The organism is Streptomyces sp. NBC_01363, from assembly GCF_026340595.1.
Classification (GTDB): Bacteria; Actinomycetota; Actinomycetes; order Streptomycetales; family Streptomycetaceae; genus Streptomyces.
In genome coordinates this window covers 5245437-5271718 of record NZ_JAPEPF010000001.1, presented here as the reverse complement: position 1 = coordinate 5271718, position 26282 = coordinate 5245437, and the positions used below count along the sequence as shown (strand labels likewise).

General features: G+C 70.5%; 20 protein-coding genes and 1 riboswitch. Of the genes, 8 read left to right on the top strand and 12 right to left on the bottom strand.

All coding sequences use genetic code 11. The features are described 5' to 3' along the window. Positions 1-12: 12 nt before the first annotated feature. A complete protein-coding gene (locus OG611_RS23915; RefSeq protein ID WP_266423629.1) occupies positions 13-1395 on the bottom strand; it encodes an extracellular solute-binding protein in 1383 nt (460 codons plus the stop codon). Between the two features lie 230 nt (positions 1396-1625). On the opposite strand from OG611_RS23915, the gene OG611_RS23910 reads away from it, so the two are divergent. Together OG611_RS23910 and OG611_RS23905 are read left to right on the top strand one after the other, a co-directional pair. Further along, positions 1626-3437: a hypothetical protein gene (locus tag OG611_RS23910; protein WP_266423626.1), complete on the top strand. Its 1812-nt coding sequence runs from the start codon at positions 1626-1628 to the stop codon at positions 3435-3437. Between the two features lie 539 nt (positions 3438-3976). After that, positions 3977-5116, top strand: coding sequence for a PP2C family protein-serine/threonine phosphatase (locus OG611_RS23905; RefSeq protein ID WP_266423623.1), 1140 nt, complete (start codon positions 3977-3979; stop codon positions 5114-5116). Between the two features lie 43 nt (positions 5117-5159). Here OG611_RS23905 and OG611_RS23900 read toward each other — a convergent pair whose 3' ends face one another. The 5 genes from OG611_RS23900 to OG611_RS23880 all read right to left on the bottom strand — a co-directional run bounded on the left by OG611_RS23900 (position 5160) and on the right by OG611_RS23880 (position 10835). Further along, positions 5160-6365: an aromatic acid exporter family protein gene (locus OG611_RS23900; RefSeq protein WP_266423620.1), complete on the bottom strand. Its 1206-nt coding sequence runs from the start codon at positions 6363-6365 to the stop codon at positions 5160-5162. Positions 6366-6462: 97 nt separating this feature from the next. Beyond that, entirely contained in the window at positions 6463-7608 is a 1146-nt protein-coding gene (locus OG611_RS23895; RefSeq protein ID WP_266423617.1) for a glycosyltransferase, read from the bottom strand. Between the two features lie 180 nt (positions 7609-7788). Further along, entirely contained in the window at positions 7789-9258 is a 1470-nt protein-coding gene (locus tag OG611_RS23890) for an MFS transporter (RefSeq protein ID WP_266423614.1), read from the bottom strand. A 162-nt stretch (positions 9259-9420) separates the two neighbouring features. Then, a complete protein-coding gene (arsB, locus tag OG611_RS23885; RefSeq protein ID WP_266423612.1) occupies positions 9421-10530 on the bottom strand; it encodes an ACR3 family arsenite efflux transporter in 1110 nt (369 codons plus the stop codon). Continuing rightward, entirely contained in the window at positions 10527-10835 is a 309-nt protein-coding gene (locus OG611_RS23880) for a helix-turn-helix transcriptional regulator (protein WP_266423609.1), read from the bottom strand. Before OG611_RS23880 ends, arsB begins: the two co-directional genes overlap by 4 nt. A 90-nt stretch (positions 10836-10925) precedes the next feature. Here OG611_RS23880 and OG611_RS23875 point away from each other — a divergent pair, with 90 nt between their 5' ends. Then, a complete protein-coding gene (locus OG611_RS23875; RefSeq protein ID WP_266423606.1) occupies positions 10926-11348 on the top strand; it encodes an arsenate reductase ArsC in 423 nt (140 codons plus the stop codon). Positions 11349-11743: 395 nt separating this feature from the next. On the opposite strand, the gene htpG is transcribed toward OG611_RS23875, so the two are convergent. Further along, positions 11744-13675, bottom strand: coding sequence for a molecular chaperone HtpG (gene htpG, locus OG611_RS23870; RefSeq protein ID WP_266423604.1), 1932 nt, complete (start codon positions 13673-13675; stop codon positions 11744-11746). A gap of 138 nt (positions 13676-13813) precedes the next feature. Here htpG and OG611_RS23865 point away from each other — a divergent pair, with 138 nt between their 5' ends. After that, positions 13814-14269 (top strand): hypothetical protein, encoded by a 456-nt coding sequence (locus OG611_RS23865; RefSeq protein ID WP_266423602.1) that lies wholly within the window; start codon positions 13814-13816, stop codon positions 14267-14269. A gap of 34 nt (positions 14270-14303) precedes the next feature. Here the strand turns inward: OG611_RS23865 and OG611_RS23860 are convergent, their stop codons facing one another. Genes OG611_RS23860 through OG611_RS23845 form a run of 4 tightly spaced genes read right to left on the bottom strand, consistent with a single transcriptional unit; the run spans position 14304 to position 17241 of the window. After that, a complete protein-coding gene (locus tag OG611_RS23860) occupies positions 14304-15107 on the bottom strand; it encodes an SDR family NAD(P)-dependent oxidoreductase (protein ID WP_266423599.1) in 804 nt (267 codons plus the stop codon). Positions 15108-15164: 57 nt separating this feature from the next. After that, positions 15165-15947 (bottom strand): SDR family NAD(P)-dependent oxidoreductase, encoded by a 783-nt coding sequence (locus tag OG611_RS23855; protein ID WP_266423597.1) that lies wholly within the window; start codon positions 15945-15947, stop codon positions 15165-15167. Continuing rightward, positions 15904-16653, bottom strand: a complete 750-nt coding sequence (locus OG611_RS23850) for a GntR family transcriptional regulator (RefSeq protein WP_266423595.1) — start codon at positions 16651-16653, stop codon at positions 15904-15906. Before OG611_RS23850 ends, OG611_RS23855 begins: the two co-directional genes overlap by 44 nt. Positions 16654-16686: 33 nt before the next feature. Beyond that, on the bottom strand, positions 16687-17241 hold the full coding sequence (locus OG611_RS23845; RefSeq protein WP_266423592.1) for a VOC family protein: 555 nt from the start codon (positions 17239-17241) through the stop codon (positions 16687-16689). A gap of 138 nt (positions 17242-17379) precedes the next feature. Here OG611_RS23845 and OG611_RS23840 point away from each other — a divergent pair, with 138 nt between their 5' ends. From OG611_RS23840 to OG611_RS23830, 3 genes are all read left to right on the top strand, one after another. Then, complete coding sequence (locus OG611_RS23840; RefSeq protein ID WP_266423589.1) at positions 17380-19596, top strand: thiamine pyrophosphate-dependent enzyme; 2217 nt, start codon at positions 17380-17382, stop codon at positions 19594-19596. Between the two features lie 37 nt (positions 19597-19633). Beyond that, complete coding sequence (locus tag OG611_RS23835; protein WP_266423586.1) at positions 19634-20941, top strand: 2-oxo acid dehydrogenase subunit E2; 1308 nt, start codon at positions 19634-19636, stop codon at positions 20939-20941. 114 nt (positions 20942-21055) lie between these two features. Then, positions 21056-22393, top strand: coding sequence for an MFS transporter (locus OG611_RS23830; RefSeq protein WP_266423584.1), 1338 nt, complete (start codon positions 21056-21058; stop codon positions 22391-22393). A 287-nt stretch (positions 22394-22680) separates the two neighbouring features. Here OG611_RS23830 and OG611_RS23825 read toward each other — a convergent pair whose 3' ends face one another. Further along, positions 22681-23100 (bottom strand): hypothetical protein, encoded by a 420-nt coding sequence (locus OG611_RS23825; protein ID WP_266423581.1) that lies wholly within the window; start codon positions 23098-23100, stop codon positions 22681-22683. Positions 23101-23401: 301 nt separating this feature from the next. Further along, positions 23402-23619, top strand: a riboswitch (cobalamin riboswitch). 161 nt (positions 23620-23780) lie between these two features. Here OG611_RS23825 and metE point away from each other — a divergent pair. Beyond that, the gene (gene metE / locus OG611_RS23820) at positions 23781-26099 is read left to right on the top strand and encodes a 5-methyltetrahydropteroyltriglutamate--homocysteine S-methyltransferase (protein WP_266423578.1); all 2319 of its coding nucleotides are present in this window, start codon (positions 23781-23783) and stop codon (positions 26097-26099) included. The last annotated feature ends 183 nt before the right edge of the window (positions 26100-26282 follow it).

Sequence of the window (26282 nt, the reverse complement as noted above, 5' to 3'; positions counted from 1 at the left end):
CGGGAGGTGGTTCTAGTTCTGCGCCCGCTCCACCTGGGACTTGACCTGTGCCGCGGCCTTCTTCAGCTGCTCCGCCGGGTCGGCGTCCTGGCGGGTCAGTACGGCCTGCACGGCGCTGTCGAGGGCCTTGTAGACGTTCTGCGCCTCGACGGACGGCTCGATGCGCAGTTCGTAGTCGCCGAGCGCCTTGCTGTACGGGGCGAAGTGCTCGACCGGCACATTGGCCTGCTTGTTGACGGCGGCGTCGACCGGGTCGGCGATGGCCGACTTGTAGAACGGGACGGACGGCACGCCGACGACGGCTCCGTCCTTCTTCTTGGCCACCGCGTCCTTCTCGGCGAGTGCGACGTCGTACTTGGTGGAGAGGTAGTAGAAGTCGATGAACTTCGTCGCGGCCTCGCGCTGCTGCGCGGTGGCCCTGGGGCTGATCACCGCGATGGTCCCGCCGGCCAGGGTCCGCTTGTTGCCGCCGTCGACGGGCATGGCGCCGAGGCCGATGGTCTTCGGGTCGCCCTTGTACTGCGCGATGTAGTGGCCGACCAAGCTCGGTCCGGCGATCGTCATGCCGATCTTCCCGGCGGAGAAGTCCTTCTCCATGTCGGTGATGTTGCGCAGCTGGTTCTTGCCCATCGAGTCGTCCGTCCAGCGCATGTCCTTCAGCGCCTTCAGCGACTTCTCCGCGCCGCTGCCGGCACGGTCGAAGGTGTTGACCCACTTGCCTCCGGACTCCTCCTGCATGCTGTCGCCGAAGGAGTACGCCATCGCGGTCAGCATCCAGCCGCCCGTGTTCTCCTTGGTCATCTGCGCGTATCCGGTGGCGTCGGTCTTCTCCGAGATCGCCCTGGCCGCCGTACGGACCTCGGACCAGGTGGTCGGCGGCTTGTCCGGGTCGAGTCCGGCCTTCTCGAACAGGTCGCGGTTGTAGACGAGACCGAGGGCGTACTCCTCGGTGGGAATGCCGTAGAGCTTGCCGTCCACGCCCTTCGCGGCCCCGAGCGCTACGTCGTTGAAGTCCTCGCTGTGCTTCAGCCCCTTGAAGTCCGCGGTGAGATCGGCGATCTGCCTGCGCTTGATCAGGCCCGACATCTCGGTGAGCGGTACCCGTACGATCGTCTCCAGGCTGCCGCCGCCCACCTTGGTCTGGAAGCTCTGCTGGTCGTACTGGTACTCGTTCGTCTTGATCTTGATCTTGGGGTTCGCCTTCTCGAACTCCGCCACCCGCGCGTCGAACGTCTTGAGCGCGGCCGCGTTGGTGGCGGGCGGGCGCCCGGAGACGGTGATCGTCACCGTGCCGTCGGCAGCCTCGTCGCTGCCGGAACCGGAACACGAGGCAAGCACGCAGACGAGCGCACCCGCGGTGACGCCCGTCAGGACGATGCGCAGGGAGGGTCTCATCGGGGACTCCATTCAAGGGCAGACCGGAAACTGACCGGAAAGCGTTTTCCAGCCGGGGTCACCTTGCACCGCCCGATATCGCCGCGTCAATGGGCTGGGTGCGGACTTCTGCCCCGGAGTTCAACGTATGCCCCTTGCCGGAGTGTTGACGTCGGCTTAGCCTCTGGAAAACGCTTCCCAAGCGTTGTCGAAGATCGTCGGACCGACGATCGCGAGCTGGAGGACATCCCGTGCACCCTGCCTGGTCGGCCGCCTCGTACGACCGCACCCTGCTGCGAGCGGCCCTCGACGAGGGCGACCGCTGCTGGGACGCCGAGGCGAACCTGCTGCAGGTCGAAGCCCCGTACAACCCCATCCACACCAACATCAAGGGCGGCCCCGCACACCCCACCCGCAACTCCCTGCACTACGCCCTCCTGCTGCTGGAACGCGGCGGCGAGGGCGACGCCGAGCGCGCCCATGCCGTGATCCTGCGGATCGCCGGGCTCCAGGACCGCTCGCCGGAGAACGCCACCTACGGCATCTGGGGCTACTACGCCGAGGAACCGGCCGCGGAGATGGACCCGGCCGACTGGAACTGGGCGGACTTCCTCGGCATCGCCCTGCTGCTGGTGCACGCCCGGCACGGCGACGACCTGCCGGCCGAGGTGCGGCACGAGCTGAGGGAGTCGGTACGGCACGCGGCCGCCTCGATCGTCCGCAGGAACGTGCACTTGACGTACACGAACGTCGCCGTCATGGGTACGTTCGTGACGCTCGCCGCCGGGAAACTCCTCGACGACGAGGAACTGTTCGCCTACGGCAAGGACCGCATGGTGCGGCTCTCGCGGGCCATCGACGGCACCGGCAGCTTCACCGAGTTCAACAGCCCCTCCTACTGGGGCGTCGTGCTCCAGACCCTGACCCTGATCAGGGAGCACGTCGACGACGAGGAGGTGCTGGAGCTCAACGACCGGCTGCACGACCGCCTCTGGCTGCACTTCCTGGCCCGCTGGCACCCGCCGACCCGCCAGCTCTCCGGTCCGATGGCCCGCTGCTACAGCAACGACCTGGGCGTGCCACCGTTCCTGGCGAAGGCGGTCCGGGGGGTGCTCGGCGCGCCGGAGCCCCGACCGGTCCGGGGCGAGATGTCGACCGGTCTGGACTCCTGCGTGGACTACCGGATGCCCGACTGGGTCCTGCCCCGGCTGCTGGAGCTGGAGAACGAGCACGAGCACCGGGAGCTGTTCACCGAGAGCCCGGCCCCGGAGACGGGCACCACTTGGCTGGACCCGGTCACCACCCTGGGCAGCGTGAACCACCAGGACACCTGGTTGCAGCGACGGCCGCTGTTCGGCCACTGGGTGCGCCCGGACGGGACTTCCGGGCATCTGCACGTCCATCTGATGAAGGACGACGGGGCGGAGGACTTCGACTTCGCCTCGGGTGTGCTCTCCACCGTGCAGAGCGGTCCCCATGTGGCCTGGCTGACGGGCTTCGCCTGCCCGGCGGGCGACCGGCACCACCACCTCGACATGATCGAACCGGGAGACCGGTTCCGGGCCCGGTCGCTGCGTCTGGTGGTGGACCTGATCGGTGCGCCCCCCGTGGCGGGGACAACCGCGATCGACGGCGGCGTCGAACTCGACCTGGGGACGGCGCGGCTGGACTTCCGGCTGGCCGGAGGCGCCTTCGGCGGCCGTACGCCGACGGCCCGGCTGGTCCCGCGCGCCGACGGGGTGCGGATCGAGGTGGTGCTCTTCGAAAGCGCGGCCCCGGTCGAGCTGGACTGGGCGGAGCTCGGTGACACCTTCGCCGCGGGCACCCTGTCCCTCGTCCCGTCCGGGACGGAGCGGGGGGCACGGCCCACGCCGGATCCGGAGGTGGCCGTGGCCGGTGACCGCGCCGAGGTCCGCTGGACGACCCCGCGGGGGAACCGGCTCACGGTGCGCGGCGGCCGGGCGGTCGTCTCCCGCGAGGAGCACGCCGCACTGCACTCCGCGACGCTGGACGGCGCCGCGCCGCCGTCGCCCCGTCTGTCGGACTCCCTGCTGGTTCCGTAGGCGTCCCGGGCCCCCGCCCCGACACGGGCGCAGCCGGCCGCACAAGCAACCCGCGGCCGGCTGCGCCCGTGTAGGCACGAAGGACAGGACGCGCGTCGGCGTGATGCAGCCGGTGGTCCGGCCGGTGCCGAAGACGGGCGACATCCCGCGGGCCCTGCCGTGGGGGCAGGGCATCGCCGTCGCGCGCGGCCAGTTGGCGGGACGCGGCCACCGAGTTCGCGCCGCACACCTCGTCGGACAAGGAGAAGGTCACCGAGCACTTCGAGAAGCTCGCGCTACCGCCGACCACCGCCGCCGGGCCGGCCGACCCGAAGGTCCGGGGCGATGCCTGCACCACCGGATGGACCGAGAAGATCACCGGGACGGCGACCGGCAGTCCCTTCCCGCGGTTCGCGCAGAACGCCCGGATCGAGGAGGCGGTCGCCGAGCAGGTGCGGGCGGGGTCGGCTCGGTCGAGCCCGGGGACACCATGCGGGAGGCCGGCCAGGCGCTCGGCCGTACGAGAAGCGGAGACGGACCGGGTGAGGTATTCCGGAAACATGGCTTCCCGGCGGTTCCTGCAGTCGATCCGTGAGTCCCGGCGGCGCAGGAACGCGCTCGTGGCGATGCCGTTCGCGCTGATCGCCGTCGTCACGGCGGTCGATGTCTCCGCGCCGCCGGATGTCCATCTCGGTCCGTTCCTGGTGGCGGCGCCTGCGGTGGCCGCCTCGTTCACCGGGCCGCGCATGACTGCCTTTGTCGGTGCGGTCGCCGTGCTGGCGCAGTCCCTGGTGGCCTTCGCCCGCACCAGTCTCAACGACCTCAACCACACCTACCAGATCATCGCGCTCGTTCTCATCTCCGTCTTCGTCACCTTCTTCGCCCACCTGAGGGTCCGCAACGAGCAGGCCGTGGCCCAGCTGCGCTCGGTGGCCGAGGCGGCACAGCACGTGGTGCTGCGACCGCTCCCCGCACGGAGCGGCCCCCTGCGCATCGCCTCGGTCTATCTGGCCGCGGAGGCGGAGGCGCAGATCGGCGGCGACCTGTACGCCGCCGCCCGCACCGTGGGAGGCACCCGTCTGATCATCGGCGACGTACGCGGCAAGGGGCTTGCCGCGATCGGTGAGGCGGCCAGCGTCCTGGGTGCCTTCCACGCCCTTTCCCGCCAGCGGTGGCGGCTGCCCGAACTGGTGGCCCAGCTGGAGACGAGCATCGCCCCGGACCCGGACGGCACCGCATCCGACGGGAACGACGAGCACGAGGAGGACGACCCGGACCTCACGGAGTCCTTCGTCACCGCGGCCGTTCTCGACATCCCCGACGACGCTGCGGAGATCCACCTGGTCAGCTGCGGTCATCCGCCGCCGCTCCTCCTGCGCGCGGGTGAGGTGATCCCGCTCTGTGTGCGGACGCCGGCCCCGCCGCTCGGACTGGCGCGCCTGGTGATCACGGAGCACACGGCGGAGACGTTCGGCTTCGAGGCCGGTGACACCCTGCTCCTCTACACCGACGGAGTCATCGAGTCCCGGGACCGGTCGGGGAATTTCTATCCGCTGCGGGAACGCGCCGCTTCGCAGTACGGAGCGGGTCCCGACGCCCTGCTGGAGTCCCTGTGCGCCGACCTGTTGCGCCACGCGGGCGGCCATCTCGGGGACGACGCCGCACTGGTCGCCATCGAGCGCCTGTCGGCCTCCGGATGACGCCGCACCGACACCGTTCTCGGCTCTGCCGCGTGCCCCGCCCTCAGCTCTGCCCGGCGCCCAGCCGGCGTGACACGGCGCGCAGCCAGGGGTGGCGTTCGTGGAGCTGCGCGGAGCGCCGGTCGAGCTCCTTGCCCAGGCGTTCCGTGCGCTTGTCGATGTCGAGCTCGTCCAGGATCCGGTCGACCTCGGCGAGCAGCGCCCCGTGCAACTGCCACTGCCTGGGGTGTTCCTGGACGTCTTCGAGGAGCAGATCGGCCACCCGGTCCCTGGTCGTACGGCTGACGGCGAGTGCGTGTGCCAGCCGGGTCTCCGCCTCCTCGGCGTTCTGCGCGAGCGGAGTGGTGATCAGCTCCGAGAAGCTCTCGACGGCACCGGCCATCTGCCCGAACAGCTCGGTCAGGGACTCGGCCACATCGGCGGGGAACAGCATCTCGTCGGTACGGGCCTTGGCCAGGTCGGTCAGGGTGCGCGACAGTACCCGCAGCACCACGGCGCAGATCTCCAGGGTGTCCAGACCGGTGCGCAGCACGACCCGGTACAGCAGTCCCTGCCGGACGCGCGGATTGAGGGTGAGGCTGTCCTCCGCCTGCCGCAGCGAGGCATCGACCTCCACGATGTCGTGGTCGAGGCGGCGGGCCGCGTGGAGCCGGTCGGCCGCCCGCTCGACGGAGATGTGACCGCGCACGTCCTCCCCCATGGCACGGAACATCTGTCCCATCTCGCGGGCCAGGCCGTCGATGGAGGCGCCCGCGGGCTGCACCCACACGGGCGGCGCGAGGAGCAGGTTGAACAGCAGCCCCACACCGGCGCCGATCAGGGTCTCCAGCACCCGGTCCCAGGCGGTCGACGCGACCTGCGAGACGCCCAGCACGAGCATCGCGCTGATCGCCACCTCGGGTACGAACTCGCCGACGCGCACCAGCCGCCCGATGATCAGCGAGGCGAAGATCGTCAGCCCGAGGCTCCACCAGTTGAGGCCCACCAGCGCGCTGAGCGCAGTGGCGATGAGCACCCCGACCACGACCGAGTTCACCCGGCGGATGCCCGTGGTGAGGGTCGCGTAGAGGGTGACCTGCACGACGAGGAGCGCGGTGAGCGGGGCCGTGAGCGGTGCGGGATGGGGCAGGGCCCACACCGCCACGACGTAGGCGATGACGGCAGCCGCCGTGGAACGCAGGGTCTGCGCCCCGACCGGCTCCGTCGTACGCCGGACGAGCTCGATCACGGGTGCGGATACTCGTGCCATCTCCTTCCCATGCCCGCCCGTGTGCCGCGGCAGCGCCCCGGCCCGGCGACTCCCTCCGTACGGACGTGCGGGCCGTCGGCCCCGTCGTGGTCCGGGATCACGGTTCGAGGGTGCCGAGCAGCTCCGCGGCCCGGGCGGTGGTCCGCATCTCGTCGGCCAGGGACTGGGCCCGCGCACGGTACGACGGTTCCTCCAGGACCCGTTCGGCAGCCGCGCGGATGCTCCGTACGTCGTCGGGGCCCAGCTTCGGCGGCTCGTCCACCGGGCCGCCGGTCGGGGTGACGGCCGTCCCCGCCCCCGCCGCGGCCACCAGCCGGGCGTTCTCCGGCTGGTCGGCGAAGAGAGGGACGCAGACCAGCGGGACGCCGGCCGCCAGGGCGCCGTAGACCGTTCCCGAGCCGCCGTGGCAGACCACGAGGGAGGCACTGCGCAGGACGTCCGCCTGCGGCACCCACGGCTCCACATGGACGTGGGGCGGCAGCGGTCCGAGGTCCTGCACATCGATGTGGTGCCCGGTCGTCAGCAGTACGCGCACCGGCAGTACGCTCACCGCCTCCAGAACCGCCCGGTACAGGCCGATCGCGGTCGGCAGGGCGCCCGCCTCGGTGCCGAGGGTGATGTTGACGAGCGGTTCCTCCGCTCCGCCCCACCAGTCCGGCAGGGCCTGCGGCCGAAGGGCCTCGTGGTAGCGGTGGGTCACGGCGTACGGCGAGGGGTCCAGGGAGGCCGGCAGGCGGGACAGATACGGGGACGCGAGGAGCCGCTGCGCGATGCCGGGTCCGTACGGGTCTAGCACCGGGCCGAGGAGCGGGTCGGTGGCCCCGGTGAACCGCGCGGCGGAGACCGCGACCCGGGCATGCGGGATTCCATGACGCTCGGCGGCCACCACCGAGGCGAACTCGAAAGCCTCGTGCAGGACGAGGTCGGGGCGCCAGTCGCGGCAGGCCTCCTCCAGTGCGGGAAGCATCGCCGCGGTCCCGAGCCGGCCGAACACCTCCCCGACCATCATCGCGACGCCGTCCTCCGGGGGCAGTGCCAGCCCGCGCGCCATGACCCGCGCGAGTTCCTCCTGGGGCGGTTCCCCGCCGATGCGGTACGGCTGTTTCCGGTCCGCCAGTAACGCTTCGAGTGCCGGCGGGGCGACGACGAGGACGTCGTCACCTCTTGCCGTGCACGCGTCGATGAGTGGGACGAGTGGTTGGAAGTGGCCCGAGCCTCGGGTCGAGGCGAAAAGTACACGCATGGGGCCGAGCCTAGGGATCTTCGCCCTCCGCCCACAGGACCACTTTCCGCCTGATTTCGGCGCGTTCCCGGTGTTTGTTCCCCGACGGCCGTCGGGGCCGTGCCGGCGAACCGGACACACACCTCGCCGGCCGCGCGGGCATCGTCGCCCGGATACTCGGAGCCCGAGCCGCCCTCGGGCTCACGCGCTGCGGGCCCGGGTGGCGAGCAGGGCGGCCAGGACGCCCGGCACGAGCAGCAGCCCGAAGGCGGCGGCGTAGCCGACGTGGTCGTTCGAACCGGCACCCAGGAAGGCGTTGAAAACGGCGGAGGAGACTCCCAGGATCAGGATCTGGCCCAGATTCTGATTGGTCTGCATCGCGCTGCTGGCATAGCCCTGCCGACCGGTCGGTGCGTGGGAGAGCGACAGCACGGTGAGGGACGGGGCGAGCAGGCCCATGCCGATCGCGGCGACGACCATCGACGACGCGGCAGTGATCGCCGGCATCCCGGGCAGCGACCCGACGGCCGCGATCACGACCGCCCCCGCCTGCACCAGCGCACCGATCACGACCAGGCGGTGGCGCGGGGTCCGTTCCGGAAGCCGGCCCTGCACCCAGGACGAGGCTGCCCAGGCCACGGCGGCGCCCGTGAAGGCCAGTCCCGTCACGACGGGGGCCACGTCCCGGGCGGTGACGAGCATCAGCGGCACCAGGGCCTCCAGCGTGAAGAACACACCCGAACTCAGCCCGCGCAGCAGCACTGTGGCCGGCAGACCGCGCGCGGCACGCCAGGTGCCCGCCGGCAACAGCCGTGAGACGAACAGCACCAGCAGGGCGAGTCCGCCCGCCGCGAACAGCAGATGCCGCGTGTCCCAGCCCGATGCGCCGTACTGGCCCAGCGCCGCGCCCACGCTCACCGCCACCGCGACCATCAGCGCGGGGCGCGGTGTGCTGTCCTCCGAGGGCGCGGGCACGGACTGCCAGGAACGGCCGCGCAGCACGGCCACGACCGCCAGTGCCGGAAGGGCGGTCAGAGCCGCCAGGCCGTAGAACACCACACGCCAGGACCACCAGTCGGCCACCAGCCCGGCCAGCGGAGGACCGACGAGTGACGGAATGATCCAGCAGGCACTCATCAACGCCAGGGCACGCGGCTGGAGACGGTCGGGATACGCCTGGCCGATCGCGGCGTTGATCGACACCGCGACCATCCCGCCCGCCACTCCGTCCACGAAGCGCCCGGCGGCCAGTTGCCAGATCGAGGTGCTGGCGGCCGAGACCAGCAGGGTGACCACCGCCAGCACCATGCCCGCCGCCAGCGGGCGGTGCGCCCCCGCACGGTCCGCCCAGTGACCGCCCAGCACCCCGCCCAGCAGACTCGCGGCCACGAAACAGCCCGCCACCAGGGGGAAGAGCGACACCCCGTCCAGATCCTGTGCGGCCGTCGGCAGTGTGGGTACCACGGCCAGCGCGGCGAGCCCGGTCAGGAACATCACCGCGGCGAAGCTGGAGGTGGCCGCCGCGTACGTTCGGGAGAACAGCCCGTCCGCGGCTTCGGACCCTACGGGCGGAAGCCCGGCCGCCGTCGCCCGCTCACCCCATTTCATCGTGGCCGGTTCCGTGGACGTCACGGATGTGTCGGGCGATGTGCTCTTGGGGGCATCAGTCACGGACGCACAAGCTATGCGGGCCGCATGTCCCCGTGCCACAGGTTTTCCGCGGCCGGCCCACTCCAGACGCGGGCCGTCGGCCGTCGGCCGTCGGATCCGGACGAGGCGGCCGACAGCCACCTGACCGGCCGGTTCATCTCCCTGCCCCGCCGGGTCACCACGTCACGGGGCCTGGGTCGCCGGGGCCGTGGCCGGAAAGCTTCTGCGCCAGGCCAGTGACACGTACACGAGACCGATCAGGACCGGGACTTCGATGAGTGGGCCGACGACGCCGGAGAGCGCCTGGCCGGAAGTGACGCCGAAGGTCGCGATGGCGACGGCGATGGCGAGTTCGAAGTTGTTGCCCGCGGCAGTGAACGCCAGTGTGGCCGTGCGGTCGTAGGCCAGTCCGAGAGCCTTGCCGAGCAGGAAGGTGCCGAAGAACATGACCGCGAAATAGACGAGCAGCGGAGCGGCGATCCGTACGACGTCCAGTGGCTGCGAGGTGATCGTCCTCCCTTGCAGGGCGAAGAGGACGACGATCGTGAAGAGCAGCCCGTACAACGCCCACGGGCCGATCCTCGGCAGGAACGTCGCCTCGTAGGACTCACGGCCCGCCCTCCGCTCACCGATGCGGCGGGTGAGGAAGCCGGCCAGCAGCGGGACGCCGAGGAACACGATGACGTTGAGGGCGATGTGCCACACCGGTACGTCCAGTCCCTGGCCGTCGCCCAGACCCAGCCACCGGGGCAGCAGGTCGAGATAGAACCAGCCGAGCAGGCCGAACGCGACGACCTGGAACACGGAGTTGAGCGCGACGAGCACGGCGGCTGCTTCGCGGTCGCCGCAGGCGAGGTCGTTCCAGATGATGACCATGGCGATGCAGCGGGCCAGGCCGACGATGATCAGGCCGGTGCGGTACTCGGGCAGGTCCGGCAGGAAGATCCACGCCAGCGCGAACATGACGGCCGGGCCGACGATCCAGTTGATGACCAGCGAGGACACCATCAGCTTGCGGTCGCCGGTCACGGTGTCGAGCTTGTCGTAACGGACCTTGGCCAGCACCGGGTACATCATGACGAGCAGACCGAGCGCGATCGGCAGGGAGATCCCGCCGACCTCGATCTTCGCCAGCACGTCGTCCATCCCCGGGACCAGTCTCCCCAGCCCCAGACCGACGGCCATGGCGAGCAGGATCCACACCGCGAGGTAGCGGTCGAGAGCGGAGAGCTTCCCGACAATCGAATCGTCGTCGCCCACCGGGGCGACGGTGGCGGGTCCGGTGGTGTTCACGGGCAGGACCGTTTGTTCCCGGCGGCAGCGCGGGCGGACTCGGCCAGCGCGGCGAACTGCTCGGAGAGGCCGGCCAGGGCCTCGGGGCGCAGCCTGTAGTAGGTGAACCGGCCGCACGGCTCGGTGTCCACCACTCCGGCCTCGCGCAGCACCTTCAAGTGGTTGGACAGATTGGTCTGCTTCGCTCCGGTCTCCTCGACCAGGTGCGTCGTGCAGAGCGTCTCGCTCGCCAGCAGGGTCACGATCCGGAGACGGAGCGGATCGCCCAGCGCCCGGATCAGATCAGGATCGACTGAAGTCAGCATGGACTGATACTTTCACATCACCACTCGCTGATACCAGCGGGGGCTGATGTCATTGGCGACTGGTGCCGCCGTGCGACGAGAGAGTTGTCCATGCCCGAGACCGCGCGCAAGCCGTCCGTCCTGTTCGTCTGCGTCCACAACGCCGGCCGTTCCCAGATGGCCGCCGCCTGGCTGACCCATCTGGCCGGGGACCGCGTCGAGGTCCGTTCCGCGGGCTCCGATCCCGACGGGGCCGTCAATCCCGCCGCCGTCGAGGCGATGGCCGAGGTCGGCATCGACATCTCCGCCGAGAGCCCGAAGATTCTCACCGTGGACGCGGTTCGCGAGTCCGACGTGTGCGTCACCATGGGCTGCGGCGACACCTGCCCGGTCCTCCCCGGCAAGCGCTACCTCGACTGGAAGCTCGACGACCCGGCCGGACAGGGCGTGGCGGCCGTCCGCCCCATCCGCGACGGGATCAGGACCCTGGTCGAGGGCCTGATCGCCGAGATCGCCCCGCGGACCGCGCCGTGAGCACCCGCCGCGCGTGAGCCGGAAAGGCACGCGTGGGCGGGACGGCGCGTGGGCAGGCGGGACGGCGGCCGGGAAGCGGACCGGAGCACCGGGGAAGGGGCCGGCCCTCAGGGAGCCGGGGCGCAACCGGGCCACTGCCCGTACCTCGATCCTCGCTCCGGACCGCGTGGTTCGCATCCGGATCGGCCCACCGCCAGCGGCAGCCCCTCCCGCCGGTCCGGCCGGTGGGCCACGCCTCGGCTGCGCGAGGCGTGGCCCACCGCGAGGAGTCGCCGTCCTGCCGCTGCCGCTGCCGATTCACCGACAGCGGCCGAAGCCGCCGCCCCCTGCGCCAAGGCCGGTCACTGCCCCGGGGACGGCGAGGCGCCGCCCCGATCGTGCGGGAGCGATCGTGCTCACAGGGTGCGTTCGAGCCGGTCGGCCATCAGCCTGACGAAGCGCGAGGGATCGCCCAGTTCGCCGCCCTCGGCCAGCAGCGCCAGATCGTGGAGCAGTTCGGCCGTCTCCTGGAGACCGGTGCCGGCGTCCTCGCCGCGTTCGGCGTGTGCCCGGTTGAGGCCGCTGACCAGCGGGTGCCCCGGGTTGAGTTCCAGGATGCGCTTGACCTGGGGTACGGCCTGGCCCATGGCTCGGTACATGTTCTCCAGGGCCGGCGTCACGTCGTGCATGTCCGAGACGATGCAGGCGGGCGAGACGGTGAGGCGCGAGGAGAGCCGCACCTCCTTGACGGTCCCGCTCAGCCGGTCCGTCATCCAGCCGAGCAGATCCGCGTACTCCTGCTGCCGGCCCTCGCGCTCGGTCGCGGCCTCCTTCTTCTCCTCCTCGGTGCCGAGGTCGACCTCGCCCTTGGCCACGGACCGCAGCTTCTTGCCGTCGAACTCGGGCTCCGCCTCGACCCACACCTCGTCGACGGGGTCGGTCAACAGCAGCACCTCGACGCCCTTGGCGCGGAACGCCTCCATGTGCGGGGAGTTCTCGATGGCCTGCCGGGACTCGCCCGTCAGGTAGAAGATGTACTCCTGGCCGTCCTTCATCCGCTCCACGTACTGCCGCAGAGTGGTCGGCTCGTCCTTGTCGTGGGTCGTGGCGAAGGACGAGACACCGAGGATCGCCTCGCGGTTCTCGAAGTCGCTGAGCAGCCCTTCCTTGAGGACGCGGCCGAACTCCCGCCAGAACGTGGCGTACCGCTCCGGTTCGGCGGACATCATGTCCTTGACCGTCGACAGCACCTTCTTCGCCAGACGCCGGTGCATCAACTGGATCTGGCGGTCCTGCTGGAGGATCTCGCGCGACACGTTGAGCGACAGGTCCTGCGCGTCGACGACGCCCTTGACGAAGCGCAGGTACGGCGGCATCAGCGCTTCGCAGTCGTCCATGATGAAGACGCGCTTCACATAGAGCTGGATGCCGCGCTGGTACCCCTGCATGAACAGGTCCTGGGGTGCGTGCGACGGGATGAAAAGCAGCGCCTGGTACTCGAACGTGCCTTCCGCCTGCAGGCGGATGGTCTCCAGAGGGGCACTCCAGTCGTGGCTGATGTGCTTGTACAGCTCGTGGTACTCGTCGTCGCCGACCTCGTCGCGCGAACGCGCCCACAGGGCCTTCATCGAGTTGAGCGTCTCGGGCTCGCGCGGGGCGTCGTCGGTCCCCTCCGCGTCGTCCGCGCCGTTCGCCGCCTCGGGGGCCATCCGGACGGGCCAGGTGATGAAGTCCGAGTACCGCTTGACGATCTCCCTGATCTTCCACGGGGAGATGTAGTCGTGGAGCTGGTCATCGGTGTCCTCCGGCTTGAGCCGGAGCGTGACCGCGGTCCCCTGGGGAGCGCCGTCGACGGTCTCGATCGTGTACGTGCCCTCGCCGGTCGACGTCCACCGGGTGCCCTGGCTCTCGCCCGCGCGCCGGGTCAGCAGCGTGACCTCGTCGGCCACCATGAAGCTGGAGTAGAACCCGACACCGAACTGGCCGATCAGTCCTTCGGCCGCGGCGGTCTCCTCGGCCTCCTTGAGTTCCCGCAGGAACTTCGCGGTGCCTGAGTTCGCAATGGTCCCGATGAGCTGGACCACTTCGTCGTGAGACATCCCGATGCCGTTGTCCCGCACAGTCAGCGTGCGGGCCTGCCGGTCGGTCTCGATGGCGATGTGGAGATCGGACACGTCCGCGTCGAGCGAGTCGTCGCGCAATGCTTCGAGTCGCAACTTGTCGAGCGCGTCGGAGGCGTTGGAGACGAGTTCACGCAAGAACACGTCCTTGTTCGAGTAGATCGAGTGGATCATCATCTGCAGAAGCTGTCGCGCTTCCACCTGAAACTCGAACGTCTCAGTGGGCATAATCCGTGATTCCTTCTCAGGTCCGCGGGCTGGGATCTGGCCTGAGCACTTTAGATCAGCTGGTCATCACCCCGGGACCGAGTGGCTCAGAATGGGCGGATGAGGCGAAGCGGTGGAGGCCACGGAGCGACGAGTGCGATGCCCGGGGACGCAAGGCGGAGGTGGGCGCACGGGGCGGTCGGCCTGACGGGGGCCGCCGTGCTGCTGGTCGGCGGGTGCGACGCCCTCAACACGGACAAGACGCCCGAGCGCATCAAGGACGGCACCGCCGAGCTCGACCTGACCGTCACCGGACGCCCCACCCCCGGCACCCTCGCCACCGCCGAACACGTCCTGGCCCGTCTCAAGGCCCGTGATGCCGAGGGTCTGGCCGGGCTCGCCGCGAAAGGCGGCGGCACAAAGGAGGACGCGCGGCGCTGGGTGACCCGTTGGGGCGGCGCCGCCCAGCACCCGGTCACCGCGGACTTCCTTCCGGGGGAGAAGGAGGCCTCCGTCGATGTCCGCTTCACCGGTGAACGAACCACGTTGACGATGCGGCTGAAGGACAACGACTACGACGACAGGTTCCGGGTACTGCTCCGGGAGGACCGGTGAAGCAGTGGTCGAGGGCGTCCGGCCCGGGGACCGGTCAGCCCGGCGTCACCGCGTAGCCGTCGGCGGTCCAGCCGCCGTCGCTGACCACGACCTGGCCGGTGATGTTCGCGGAGACCCCGGAGGACAGGAAGAGCGCGAGATGCGCGATGTCCTCCGGGCTGCCGAGGCGGCCGCGCGGGGTGCGGCGGCGCAGCGCCTGTGTGTCGAGCCGCCCGGTGTCGGAGAGCCGGGTCAGCAGGTCGGTCTCGACGTACCCGGGTGCGAGCGCGTTGACCCGGATGCCGAACGGGGCCCACTCGACGGCCAGAACCTTGGTGAGGGCCGCGACGGCGGCCTTGGTCGCGCAGTACGCGGCGCGCTCGGGCCCGGCGGTCACCCCGTACATCGACGAGGTGGTGAGGATGACACCTCCGTCGGCCTCGCGCATGATGCGGGCGGCGGCGCGTGCGCAGACGAAGACCCCGGTGAGGTTGACGTCCAACGCGGTGTTCCAGCGGTCCAGTTCGAGGTCGAGGGAGGGCGCGTTGGCGGACACACCGGCATTGGCGACCATGACGGACAGCCTTCCCGTCCGGGCGGTGAACGCGGTGAGCGTCGCCGTCACGGCGTCCTGGTCGCTCACCGGGGCGGTGGCCGTCCCGATCACCTGGTCGGGGCGGCCCGCCGCCAGTGCGGGCCGCACCCGGTCCAGTTCGTCGCCGTCGATGTCGAGCAGCAGCACATGGCAGCCGGCGCGCGCGAACGCGTCGGCCATCGCCAGGCCCAGGCCGCGCGCGGCACCGGTGACGCATACGGACCTGCCCCTCAGGTCGGGGTAGATCGCCGCTTCCGTCGTCATGTTCCGTTCCGTTCCCACTCGCTCTGCCGCGTTCTCCACCGGTCTGTTCGGGCCTGCTCAGATCATGTGCATTCCGCCGTTCACATGGATCACCTCGCCCTGCACGAAGCTCGCCGCGGGTGAGCACAGGAAGGTGACGACGGAGGCCACTTCCTCCGGCCTGCCCAGGCGGCCGAGGGGGGTGGTGGCGAGTGCGCTGTCACCGCGGGCGGTGACGTAGTCGCGGGTCATGGAGGTCTCGATGATTCCGGGCGAGACCATGTTGATCCGTGCCCTGGAGCCGAGTTCCCAGGCGAGGCTGCGGGAGAAGGCGAGCAGCGCGCCCTTGGTCGCCGCGTAGTGGGCGTGCCGGACGCTGCCGCGGTGACCGGCCATGGAGGTCAGATTGACGATGCTGCCGCCCTCGTTGAGGTGGGGCAGGACGGCGCGGGTGAGGTAGAAGACGCCGTCGAGGTTGACCGAGATGACGGTGTGCCACTGCTCGTCGGTCATGTCGGCGACGGCCTGCTCCGGATAGATCCCGGCCGCGGGTACAAGGAAGTCGACCGAGCCGAACGTCTCGACCGCGGCGGCGACGAACGCGTTGTTGCTCTCCGGCGAGGCCGCGTCCAGGGTGCGGGTGATCACGGTCGCACCCGTGGGGTCGAGCGTCGCGGCGAACTCCTCCAGTGGCGCGGCGTTCAGGTCGCCGAGCACCAGGTTGGCGCCGGCCGCGTGGAACTGGCGGGCCACCTCGCGGGCGATGCCACCGCCCGCGCCGGACAGGAGGAGGGTGCGGCCCTCGAAGGGGCGGGCGTCAGTCCGCGGTGTCTGCTGCGTCTGCTGTGTGGTCGCTGTCATGGTCGTCCTCTGTGAACAGTTCGGGATGTCGGGCCAGTTCCAGCCGCGTGCGGCGGATGTGGCCGGTGAGAAAACGTTCGGCGTCGACGGTGTCGGCCCGCTTGATCGCGTCGATGATCAGGCGGTGCTCGGCGTGGATCAGTTCCCAGCCGCTGTCGCCCGCGAGCCGGGCGAAGGCGCGGCGGTAGTGCTGTGTGGTGTTCCAGAACCGGTCGACCATGGCGGTGATCTGGGTGACGCGGCATCCGGCGTAGGTGAGCAGGTGCAGACGGCCGTCGAGGGCCAGGAAGCGGTCCACGTCGGTGGTGAGCTCGATCTGCCGCGCGATCGTCTCCAGTTCGGCGACCTGCTCGGCGGACAGGTTCGGAATGCTCTCGCCGAGGGCGAGCGGTTCCAGGCGTTCGCGGATCTTGTAGACGCCCTCGCACTCCGCCATGTCCATTCTGGAGACCCAGGCGCCGCTGTTGGACTTCACGACGGTCAGGCCCTCGGCCGCCAGTATCCGCAGGGCCTCGCGTACGGGCAGCCGGCTGGCGCCGAGCTGCGCGGCGACCTGCTCCTGCATGATCCGTGCGCCGGGGCGCAGTTCACCGCTCAGGATGGCGGCACGCAGATGGTCCGCGACGCGCTGGCTGGCGACGGCGGCACTGGATCCGGACGTGCTGGCCCCGGACGGGTCGGATCCGGCGGACGGCTTGCGTGACATGGCTCTCCCTGGTGCGGTGTCTCGGCAGCGTGTTCAGACGGAAGGCTGCCACAGCCGTACCGGTGAGTCGGCTTCGTACCGTTTGCCGTCCGGGTAGGAAACCAGCTCCAGCTGCATCCCCCAGGGAGCGAGGAAGTAGACCCAGCGCTGTCCCTCGCTCGGGCCGGAGCTGGCCGTGGGTTCGCCGAGGATCCGTACGCCGTGCCGCCGCAGGTGCGCCACGGCGGCGTCGAGGTCGGTGACGTAGAAGGCGAGGTGGTGGCCGCCGGCGTCGCTGTTGCGCGGCGGTCGCGTCTCCTGTCCGGGGGCCTCGTACTCGAAGATCTCGAAGTTCGGACCGCCGGCGCACCGGAAGAAGCGCAGCTCGCGCATCACGGCGCGCGGGTGGACGCCGAGGTGGTCGCTCATCCAGGTGCCGTCGGAGCGGAACGGGCCGAGCGAGTAGACGTGCTCGCAGCCGATCACCTCGACGAAGAACCGGGTCGCCTCTTCGAGGTCGGGAACGGTGAAGCCGATGTGTTCGACACCGGCCAGTCCGGGAAGTCCCTGCTCCCGTTCACCTGTGGAATGGATCCATTTATCCGCCATGCACCTCACATTGCGCCGCCATAGGTGCCGTAGTCAATGGATATTCCCGAAATCTGAACGTAACGTTCCGGTAACGAGGTATTGGCTATGGATCCATTCACTGCGACAGTGCTCACCGAATCACACAGGAGAGTGCTCATGCCCACACACCGGAAACTGGCCCCCGCCTCACCGTGGACCGAGGTGACGGCGACCAAGAAGGACTGGCACGGCGCGGACCCGCGGCTGCTGACCTCGATGTTCACCCAGACCCTGCTGATCAGGACCTTCGAGGAGTACGTCCTCGACCTCGCGGGCCAGGGGCTGGTCCATGGGCCGGCGCACTCCAGCATCGGCCAGGAGGGCGGCGCCGTCGGCTCCGTGCTCCCGCTGACCGGCGCGGACTTCGTCGGCGGCTCGCACCGGGGACATCACCAGTTCCTGGCCAAGGCATTGGGATACGTCGCGCCCGGCGGCATCGACCTGCGACGCCCCCTCGACGCGGAGGTGCGCACCGTCCTGCAACGCAGCCTGGCCGAGATCTGCGGCCTGGCGAGGGGCTTCTGCCGGGGGCGGGGCGGATCCATGCATCTGCAGTGGCGCGAGGCCGGCGCCATGGGCACCAACGCGATCGTCGGCGGCGGCGTGCCGCAGGCGGCCGGGTTCGCCTGGTCGGCGCGGCAGGCCGGCACCGATGCCGTCTCGGTGACCTACTTCGGGGACGGCGCGGTCAACATCGGCTCCGTGCTGGAGACGATGAACCTCGCCGCCGCCTGGAAGCTTCCGGTCTGCTTCTTCATCGAGAACAACAAGTACGCCGTCTCCACCCACGTGGACGAGGCGACGGCCGAGCCCCGGCTCTCGGCGCGCGGCCTGGGCTTCAACATCCCCAGCTGGCGCGTGGACGGCATGGATCCGCTCGCCGTGTACCTCGCCATGAGCGAGGCCGTGGACCACATGCGGGCCGGTCAGGGACCGACCATCGTCGAGGCCGAGGTCTATCGCTTCTTCCACCAGAACGGCCCGTTCCCGGGCAGCGCCTTCGGCTACCGCACCAAGGACGAGGAGAAGGAGTGGCGGGCCCGCGACCCGCTGGCCCTCGTCTCGCGGCAGCTCGTCGAGAACGGCGTCCTGGGCGCCGACGAGATCGAGGAGTGCACCGCGCGGGCCAAGGCGGTCATGGCCGCCATCGGCGACGAACTGCTGGAGCCCGACCCCGACGGCAAGCCGGGCACCCGCCGCATCAGGCCCTCCGAATGGCCCGACCCGTCCTTCCGCGACGTCGGTGTGCGGGGCGACCTCAGCGAGTTCGACGACGTGCGCCTCGCCGACACCGACACCGGCACCGGCACCGGCACCGGACCGGATGCCTTCCAAGGACGTCTGGAACAGCGGAAGTTCATCGACGTCGTGGCCGAGGTGATGAGCCGGCGCATGGCCGAGGACGCGTCGGTCGTCGTCATGGGCGAGGACGTGCACCGGCTCAAGGGCGGCACCAACGGTGCGACCAAGGGCCTGGCCGAGGCCCACCCGGACCGTGTCCTGGGCACGCCGATCAGCGAGAACGCCTTCGCCGGGCTCGCCGGCGGCATCGCGCTCGACGGCCGGTACAAGCCGGTGGTGGAGTTCATGTACGCCGACTTCATGTGGGTCGCGGCCGACCAGATCTTCAATCAGATCGGCAAGGCCCGGCACATGTTCGGCGGCGACGGACAGGGGTCCGGCGTCCCGCTCGTCCTGCGCAGCAAGGTCGCCATGGGCACCGGCTACGGCTCCCAGCACTCCATGGACCCGGCGGGAATCCTCGCCACGGCCCCCGGCTGGCGGATCGTCGCCCCGTCCACGCCCTTCGACTACGTGGGCCTGATGAACTCCGCGCTGACCTGCAAGGACCCGGTCGTCGTACTGGAGCACACCGACCTGTACAACTCGGTCGGTCCGGGCCCGGTGGACGACTTCGACTACTGCCTGCCCGTGGGCAGGGCGGCCGTGCGCCGCGCCGGATCGCGGATCACCGTCGTGTCGTACCTCGCGATGACCAACTACGTCCTGGAGGCCGTCGAACAGCTGGGCCTGGACGCCGAGGTCATCGACCTGCGCTGGCTGGACCGCGCCAGTCTCGACTGGGACACCCTCGGCGCGAGCATCCGCAAGACCAACAACGTGCTCATCGCCGAGCAGGGCCCCATCGGCACCTCCTACGGCGGCTGGCTGTCCGACGAGATCCAGCGCCGCTTCTTCGACTGGCTCGACCAGCCGGTGGAGCGCGTCCAGGCCGGCGAGTCCTCGCCCAGCATCAGCAAGGTGCTGGAGCGGGCGGCCATCGCACGGACCGAAGAGGTCGTGGCCGCGCTCCAGCGGGTCACCGGGAACTGACCCTCCCCGTACGAGAGAACACCCAGGAGGGTTGATCATGGCAGAACTGTTCCGAATGCCCGCCGTGGCCGCCGACGCGGCAACGGCCGTGCTGTCCGCCTGGCAGGTGGCGGAGGGGGCGTCGTTCACGAAGGACGACGCGCTGGTCTCCATCGAGACCGACAAGGCCGAGGTGGATGTCGCCGCCGAGCAGGACGGCGTACTGCTCAAGACGTTGTACGAGGCCGGGGTCGAGATCGAGGTCGGCGACCCGATCGCCGTGCTCGGCGCCGTCGGCGAGCAGGTCGGCGACCTCGACACGCTGCTGGCGGAGCTCGGCGTCGGCGCGCCCGTCGCGGCCCCGAAGGCGGTGCGCCGGGACGTCCCGGAGGAACCGGCCGCAGCGAGCCCGGCCGCTCCGGCGCCCTCGGCGTCCCCCTCCGCCGGTGAGCCGGAGCGCGGCGAGCGCGTCTTCAGCAGTCCGCTGGCCCGCAGGCTGGCCCGGGTGGCGGGCCTCGACATCGAGTCCCTCACCGGCACCGGGCCCGGCGGCCGCATCGTCAGGCGGGACGTCGATGCCGCAGTCGCGGCCCGGCCGGCACCGGCGCCGGAGTCGGCCGTGGCCCCGGCCCCGGTCCCCCCGGCACCCACCACCGTGCCGCAGGCCGTCGCCCCCGCCGACACCGGCGACCACGAGGACATCCCGCACAGCCGGATGCGCCGGGCCATCGCCAGGCGCCTGACAGAGAGCAAGCAACACACCCCGCACTTCTATCTGCGGGCGACCTGCGCCGTGGACGAGCTGCTCGCCCTGCGGCAGCGGATCAACGCCGTCAGCCCGGTCAAGGTCTCGGTCAACGACCTGTTGATCAAGGCCGTCGCCACGGCACACACACAGGTGCCGGAGATGAACGCGGTGTGGCAGCCGGATGCCGTCCGCCGGTTCCGTACCGTCGACGTCTCGGTCGCCATCGCCACCGGGACGGGCCTGGTGACCCCGGTGCTGCGCGGGATCGAGAACCTGTCGGTGTCGGCGATCGCCACGCGGACCCGCGCGTACGCGGAGCAGGCGCGCTCCGGGGGGCTTCGGCCCGCCGACCTCGAAGGAGGATCGATCACCGTTTCGAACCTCGGCATGTACGGGGTCGAGGAGTTCGCCGCCATCATCAACCCGCCACAGGCCGCGATCCTGGCCATCGGCGCCGCACGCGACGAGGCGGTGGTCCGCGACGGTGCGGTCATCGCGGCCAAGGTGCTCGGCGTGGTCCTGTCCGTGGACCACCGTCCGGTGGACGGCGCCGTGGCGGCGCGCTGGCTCGCGGCCTTCACCGAGGCCGTGGAGAACCCGGTCCGGCTCGTCGTCTGAACCCACCCCGGCGGCCGGGCGGCCCACGGCGTCACCGTCGCAGGCCGCCCGACCCCTCCCCCCTAGGCCGCAGTCCGCGCCCGACGGCTGCCAGAGCACTCCAAGAGGACACCGATGTCTTTGATCCGCGGTTCCCGCACGCCCAGTGCGGCCATACCGAACGAAACCCCGCGCGATGCGCTCGGCGAGCTGGACCAGCGCAATCTGCGGCGGCTGATGCCGCTGCTGCTGGCCGCCTACATCATGTCGTTCCTGGACCGGACCAACATCGGCCTGGCCAAGGAACGCCTGGAGGTCGACCTGGGCATCTCCGCCGCGGCCTACGGGCTGGGCGCGGGGCTGTTCTTCCTCACCTACGCGATCTCCGAGGTGCCCAGCAACCTGATCATGTACCGCGTGGGCGCCCGCTGGTGGATCACCCGGATCATGCTGACCTGGGGCGTCGTCTCCGCCTGCATGGCCTTCGTACAGGGTGAGAAGTCCTTCTACGCCATGCGGCTGCTGCTCGGCGCCGCCGAGGCCGGGCTGCTGCCGGGCATCCTGCTCTACTTCACCTACTGGTTCCGCTCCGAGATCCGCGGCAGGGCCATCGGACTGCTCCTGCTCGGCGCCTCCATCGCCAGCGTCGTCGGGAACCCGCTCGGCGGACTGCTCATGGAGATGGACGGGCTCGGCGGCTGGCACGGCTGGCAGTGGATGTTCGTCATCGAGGGGGTCCCCTGCCTCTTCCTGGCGTTCGCCATCTTCCGGTTCCTGCCCGACGGCCCGGCCAAGGCACCCTGGCTGACGGCGGAGGAGGCCCGGCTGGTCCAGGACGCGGTCACCCGCGAACAGACCGAGGGCGCCGAGGCGGCCGGAAACGGCTCCGGATCCGGATCCCTGCTGACGGTGCTGCGCGACAAGCAGATGCTGCTGGCCATCTTCGCCAACTGGACCCACCAGGTCGCCCTGTACTCCGTCGTCTACTTCCTGCCCGGCATCATCGGCGGCTGGGGCGATCTCTCGCCGTTCGCCATCGGCCTGCTGACCGGACTGCCCTGGCTCACCGCGGCCGTCGGTGCCGTACTGGTGCCGCCGCGCGCGACGACACCCGGGCGCTCCCGCAACTTCGTGGTGGTCGGTCTGCTGATGATGTTCACCGGCCTCATCGTCGCCGCCGTCGCCGGTCCCGTGATCGCCCTGCTCGGCTTCTGCTTCACCGGCCTGGCGTTCTTCGTCGTCCAGCCCCTGCTGTTCAACTTCCCCGCCACCCGGCTCTCGGGCAAGACCCTCGCCGGCGGCCTGGCACTGCTCAACACCATCGGCATCACCGGTGGCTTCGTCGGCCCGTACATCATGGGCTACGCCGAGGACGCCACCGGCAACCACCTGTCCGGCCTGTGGGTGTCCATCGTCCTGCTGGCCGTCGGCGCACTGGCGGCCACGCGGCTGCGCTTCTCCCCCAAGTCCTGAAGCTCGCTCCGGGGCGCGGGTCGGTCCGGGACGTCCCCATCGGCCGGGGCGGTCCCGCGGGCGCCCGCGCCCCGGAGCAGGTCCGGTTCGAACCGGACCACCTTGCCCCCGGAGACATCGGCCGCGCCTCACGGCCCGAGCCGGACGGACCCGGACCTGCCACGGCGACTCCCGGACGACGCGCGTCCTGGACCGACATCGTTGCCGACGTACGTGTGCTCGGCGCCGGTACCACATCCCGCGCCGTTCACGCTGTCTCCGGTCCCTCTCGGGCGTGCGTGCGCCCGTCAGTTGAAAGTCGTGTCGGAGAAATTCTGCTGCTGCCCCTGGATGACCGGGCCGGTCCGGGCGCCCTCGCTGACGCTGTTGTGAACCGTCACGGTCGGCACACCCGCCGCTGCGGGGGCGAGTTCATCCAGCAGCAGTCGCAGTTCCTGTGCTGCCGCCGGGTCCGCCCGCAGCGCTCGACGCAGCCTGAGCCGCCACTCGTCCTCGATGTCCTCCGCGACATCCGGCGCCTCACCGTCACGGGCCGAGATGAGTTCCTCCCGGGACGCTTCGAGCTCTTCGTCCACGCCACCGGTTTCCTCGCCCCGAGCGAGGAAACGTGCCACTCGTGCCCGTGTCTGCGTCCAGGCGTCCGAGACCATGAGCCCCACCAAGGTCGTCGCCCCGGTCTCCGCCAGCGCCGCCAACTCCGCTTCCACGATTCCCCCGTTGTGTCGCCGTCGCGCTGCGCGCGTGTGAGGTTGCTCCTCCCACGGTAGAGAGCCGACGAGCGCTTCGGAAGCGCGCCCAAGGGCGCGGCGCGGCTGAGAACCAGCCATCGGGTCGAAGATCACCGAGGTGGCGGTGTCGCGCCGCGTCGGGGAAGGTGCGACGCCGGAGGGGCGTGTGCGGACGGTGGCCCGTCGCGCGCCCCTTCAGCCTGCCCGGCCGGACCGATCCCGTGTCTCATGTCACGTTCCGGAATGTGAACAGCGGTGCCCCGAGAGCGATCCGCCCTCTAGTCTGGCCGGTGCAGCTGGTTCGCCCTGTCCGCCAGGCAGGCGCGTCGTAAGAGGGAACCCGGTGGGAATCCGGGACTGCCCCGCAGCGGTGAGCGGGAACGACCGCCGTCATACGCACTGGATCCGGTCGGATCCGGGAAGCGACGGCCAGTAGGTGTCTGCCCTCGGCAGATGTGCCCGCGAGTCCGAAGACCTGCCCGTTGCCCGCACGCGACCCCTCGTGTGCGGATATCCCGGTGACCTCGTGGGCGGGTCGGCGTACACACCAGACGGAAGACCGCACCCATGTCGTGCACAGGATCCGTTCGGTTCGTCATCCCTTCGCGTCCGTGTCCCGTCCCGGGATCTCAAGGAGTCATCTCGCGAAGGAGATTTCCGTGACAGCACAGCCCGCAGCCGCGGCAGCACAAGCCACCGTGTACGGCTACCCCCGCCAGGGACCGGACCGGGAACTGAAGAAGGCCATCGAGGGTTACTGGAAAGGCCGGGTCACCGCCGACGCCCTCCGGGAAACGGCGGCCGGCCTGCGCCGGTCCAACTGGCGGCAACTGGCGGACGCCGGTGTCCACGAGGTGCCCACCGGCGACTTCTCCTACTACGACCACGTGCTGGACACCAGCGTCATGGTCGGCGCGGTCCCCCGCCGGCACCGTGAGGCCGTCGAATCCGACGCGCTCGACGGCTACTTCGCGATGGCCCGCGGCACCCAGGACGTGGCGCCGCTGGAGATGACCAAGTGGTTCGACACGAACTACCACTACCTCGTCCCCGAACTCGGCCCGGACACCGTCTTCACCACCGACTCCACCAAGCAGGTCGCCGAGCTGAGGGAAGCCCTCGCGCTCGGACACACCGCCCGGCCGGTGCTCGTCGGCCCCGTCACGTACCTGCTGCTCGCCAAGCCCGCCCCCGGGGTGGCGGCCGACTTCGAACCGCTCACCCTGCTGGACCGTCTGCTGCCGGTCTACGCGGAGGTGCTCGCCGATCTGCGCGCCACCGGCGCGGAGTGGGTCCAGCTCGACGAGCCCGCACTGGTCCAGGACCGGACGCCGGCCGAGCTGAACGCCGCTGCCCGTACGTACCGTGAACTCGGCGGCCTGACCGACCGGCCCAAGCTGCTCGTCGCCTCGTACTTCGACCGGCTCGGCGAGGCGCTCCCCGTACTGGCGAAGGCCCCGGTGGACGGACTGGCACTGGACTTCACCGACGACGACGCCGCCAACCTCGCGGACCTCGCCGCCGCCGGCGGGCTGCCCGGCAAACGGCTCGTCGCGGGCGTGGTCGACGGCCGCAACATCTGGATCAACGACTACGAGAAGTCGCTGGCCACCCTCGCCACACTCCTCGGCCTCGCCGGCCGGGTCGACGTGGCCGCCTCCTGCTCCCTGCTGCACGTCCCCCTCGACACGACACCCGAACGGGACATCGACCCCCAGGTCCTTCGCTGGCTCGCCTTCGCCCGGCAGAAGACCGCCGAGATCGTCACTCTGGCCAAGGGGCTGGCCCAGGGCACCGGCGCCATCGCCACGGAGATCGCCGCCAACCGGACCGACCTCGCCTCACGCGCGCACTCCCCCCTCACCCGCGACCCCGCCGTACGCGCCAGGACCGCGGCCGTCACCGACCTCGACGGCCGCCGCTCCCAGCCGTACACCGAGCGCGCCGCCGCCCAACGGGCCCACCTCAGGCTGCCGTTGCTGCCAACGACCACCATCGGCTCCTTCCCCCAGACCGCCGAACTGCGCACGGCCCGCGCCGACCTGCGCGCGGGCCGGATCGACACGGCCGGCTACGAGGAGCGGATCAGGGCCGAGATCGGCGAGGTCGTCGCCTTCCAGGAAAAGGCCGGCATCGACGTCCTGGTGCACGGCGAACCCGAACGCAACGACATGGTCCAGTACTTCGCCGAACAGCTCACCGGCTACCTCGCCACGCAGCACGGCTGGGTCCAGTCCTACGGCACCCGCTACGTCCGGCCGCCGGTGCTCGCGGGTGACATCTCCCGCCCCGAACCGATGACGGTGCGTTGGACCTCGTACGCCCAGTCGCTCACCGACCGTCCGGTCAAGGGCATGCTGACCGGGCCCGTCACCATGCTGGCCTGGTCCTTCGTCCGCGACAACCAACCGCTCGGCGACACCGCCCGGCAGGTCGCCCTCGCCCTGCGCGACGAGGTCGACGACCTGGAAGCCAGTGGCACATCGGTCATCCAGGTCGACGAACCCGCCCTGCGCGAGACCCTCCCTCTGCGCAGGGCGGACCACGCCGCATACCTGGAGTGGGCCACCGAGTCGTTCCGTCTCACCACCAGCGGCGTGCGTCCGGACACCCAGATCCACACCCACATGTGCTATGCCGATTTCGGCGACATCGTCCAGGCCATCGACGACCTCGACGCCGACGTCATCAGCCTGGAGGCCGCCCGCTCCCACATGCAGGTCGCCCGCGAACTCGCCGCACACGGCTACCCGCGCGAGGCCGGACCCGGTGTCTACGACATCCACTCCCCGCGCGTGCCCGATGCGGACGAGGCCGCCGCCCTGCTCCGCAAGGGGCTGAAGGCCATTCCCGCCGAACGGCTGTGGGTCAACCCCGACTGCGGTCTGAAGACACGCGGCTGGCCCGAGACCAAGGCATCCCTGGAGAACCTGGTCGCCGCGGCCCGCACGGTACGCGGGGAACTGCCCGCGTCCTGAGGGCAGGCGCCCGACGGGCCGGGGCGCCCACGAGCGCCCCGGCCCCGGCGCGACACACGGTGCGCGGCAGCAGAAGCGTGCGCAGATCCGCCGGCCGTACCGTCGCGTACGGCAAGACGCTTGCCGCTCGCCGCGCTGGTGAACACGTACTGCTTGCGGTTGTCCGCCCCGTCTCCGCTGATC

Coding starts and splice junctions, on each gene's coding strand:
- OG611_RS23915 (WP_266423629.1), bottom strand. CDS start 1,395: ATGAGACCCTCCCTGCGCATCGTCCTGACGGGCGTCACCGCGGGTGCG.
- OG611_RS23905 (WP_266423623.1), top strand. CDS start 3,977: ATGGCTTCCCGGCGGTTCCTGCAGTCGATCCGTGAGTCCCGGCGGCGC.
- OG611_RS23900 (WP_266423620.1), bottom strand. CDS start 6,365: ATGGCACGAGTATCCGCACCCGTGATCGAGCTCGTCCGGCGTACGACG.
- OG611_RS23895 (WP_266423617.1), bottom strand. CDS start 7,608: ATGCGTGTACTTTTCGCCTCGACCCGAGGCTCGGGCCACTTCCAACCA.
- OG611_RS23880 (WP_266423609.1), bottom strand. CDS start 10,835: ATGCTGACTTCAGTCGATCCTGATCTGATCCGGGCGCTGGGCGATCCG.
- OG611_RS23875 (WP_266423606.1), top strand. CDS start 10,926: ATGCCCGAGACCGCGCGCAAGCCGTCCGTCCTGTTCGTCTGCGTCCAC.
- htpG (WP_266423604.1), bottom strand. CDS start 13,675: ATGCCCACTGAGACGTTCGAGTTTCAGGTGGAAGCGCGACAGCTTCTG.
- OG611_RS23865 (WP_266423602.1), top strand. CDS start 13,814: ATGCCCGGGGACGCAAGGCGGAGGTGGGCGCACGGGGCGGTCGGCCTG.
- OG611_RS23860 (WP_266423599.1), bottom strand. CDS start 15,107: ATGACGACGGAAGCGGCGATCTACCCCGACCTGAGGGGCAGGTCCGTA.
- OG611_RS23855 (WP_266423597.1), bottom strand. CDS start 15,947: ATGACAGCGACCACACAGCAGACGCAGCAGACACCGCGGACTGACGCC.
- OG611_RS23850 (WP_266423595.1), bottom strand. CDS start 16,653: ATGTCACGCAAGCCGTCCGCCGGATCCGACCCGTCCGGGGCCAGCACG.
- OG611_RS23845 (WP_266423592.1), bottom strand. CDS start 17,241: ATGGCGGATAAATGGATCCATTCCACAGGTGAACGGGAGCAGGGACTT.
- OG611_RS23840 (WP_266423589.1), top strand. CDS start 17,380: ATGCCCACACACCGGAAACTGGCCCCCGCCTCACCGTGGACCGAGGTG.
- OG611_RS23835 (WP_266423586.1), top strand. CDS start 19,634: ATGGCAGAACTGTTCCGAATGCCCGCCGTGGCCGCCGACGCGGCAACG.
- OG611_RS23830 (WP_266423584.1), top strand. CDS start 21,056: ATGTCTTTGATCCGCGGTTCCCGCACGCCCAGTGCGGCCATACCGAAC.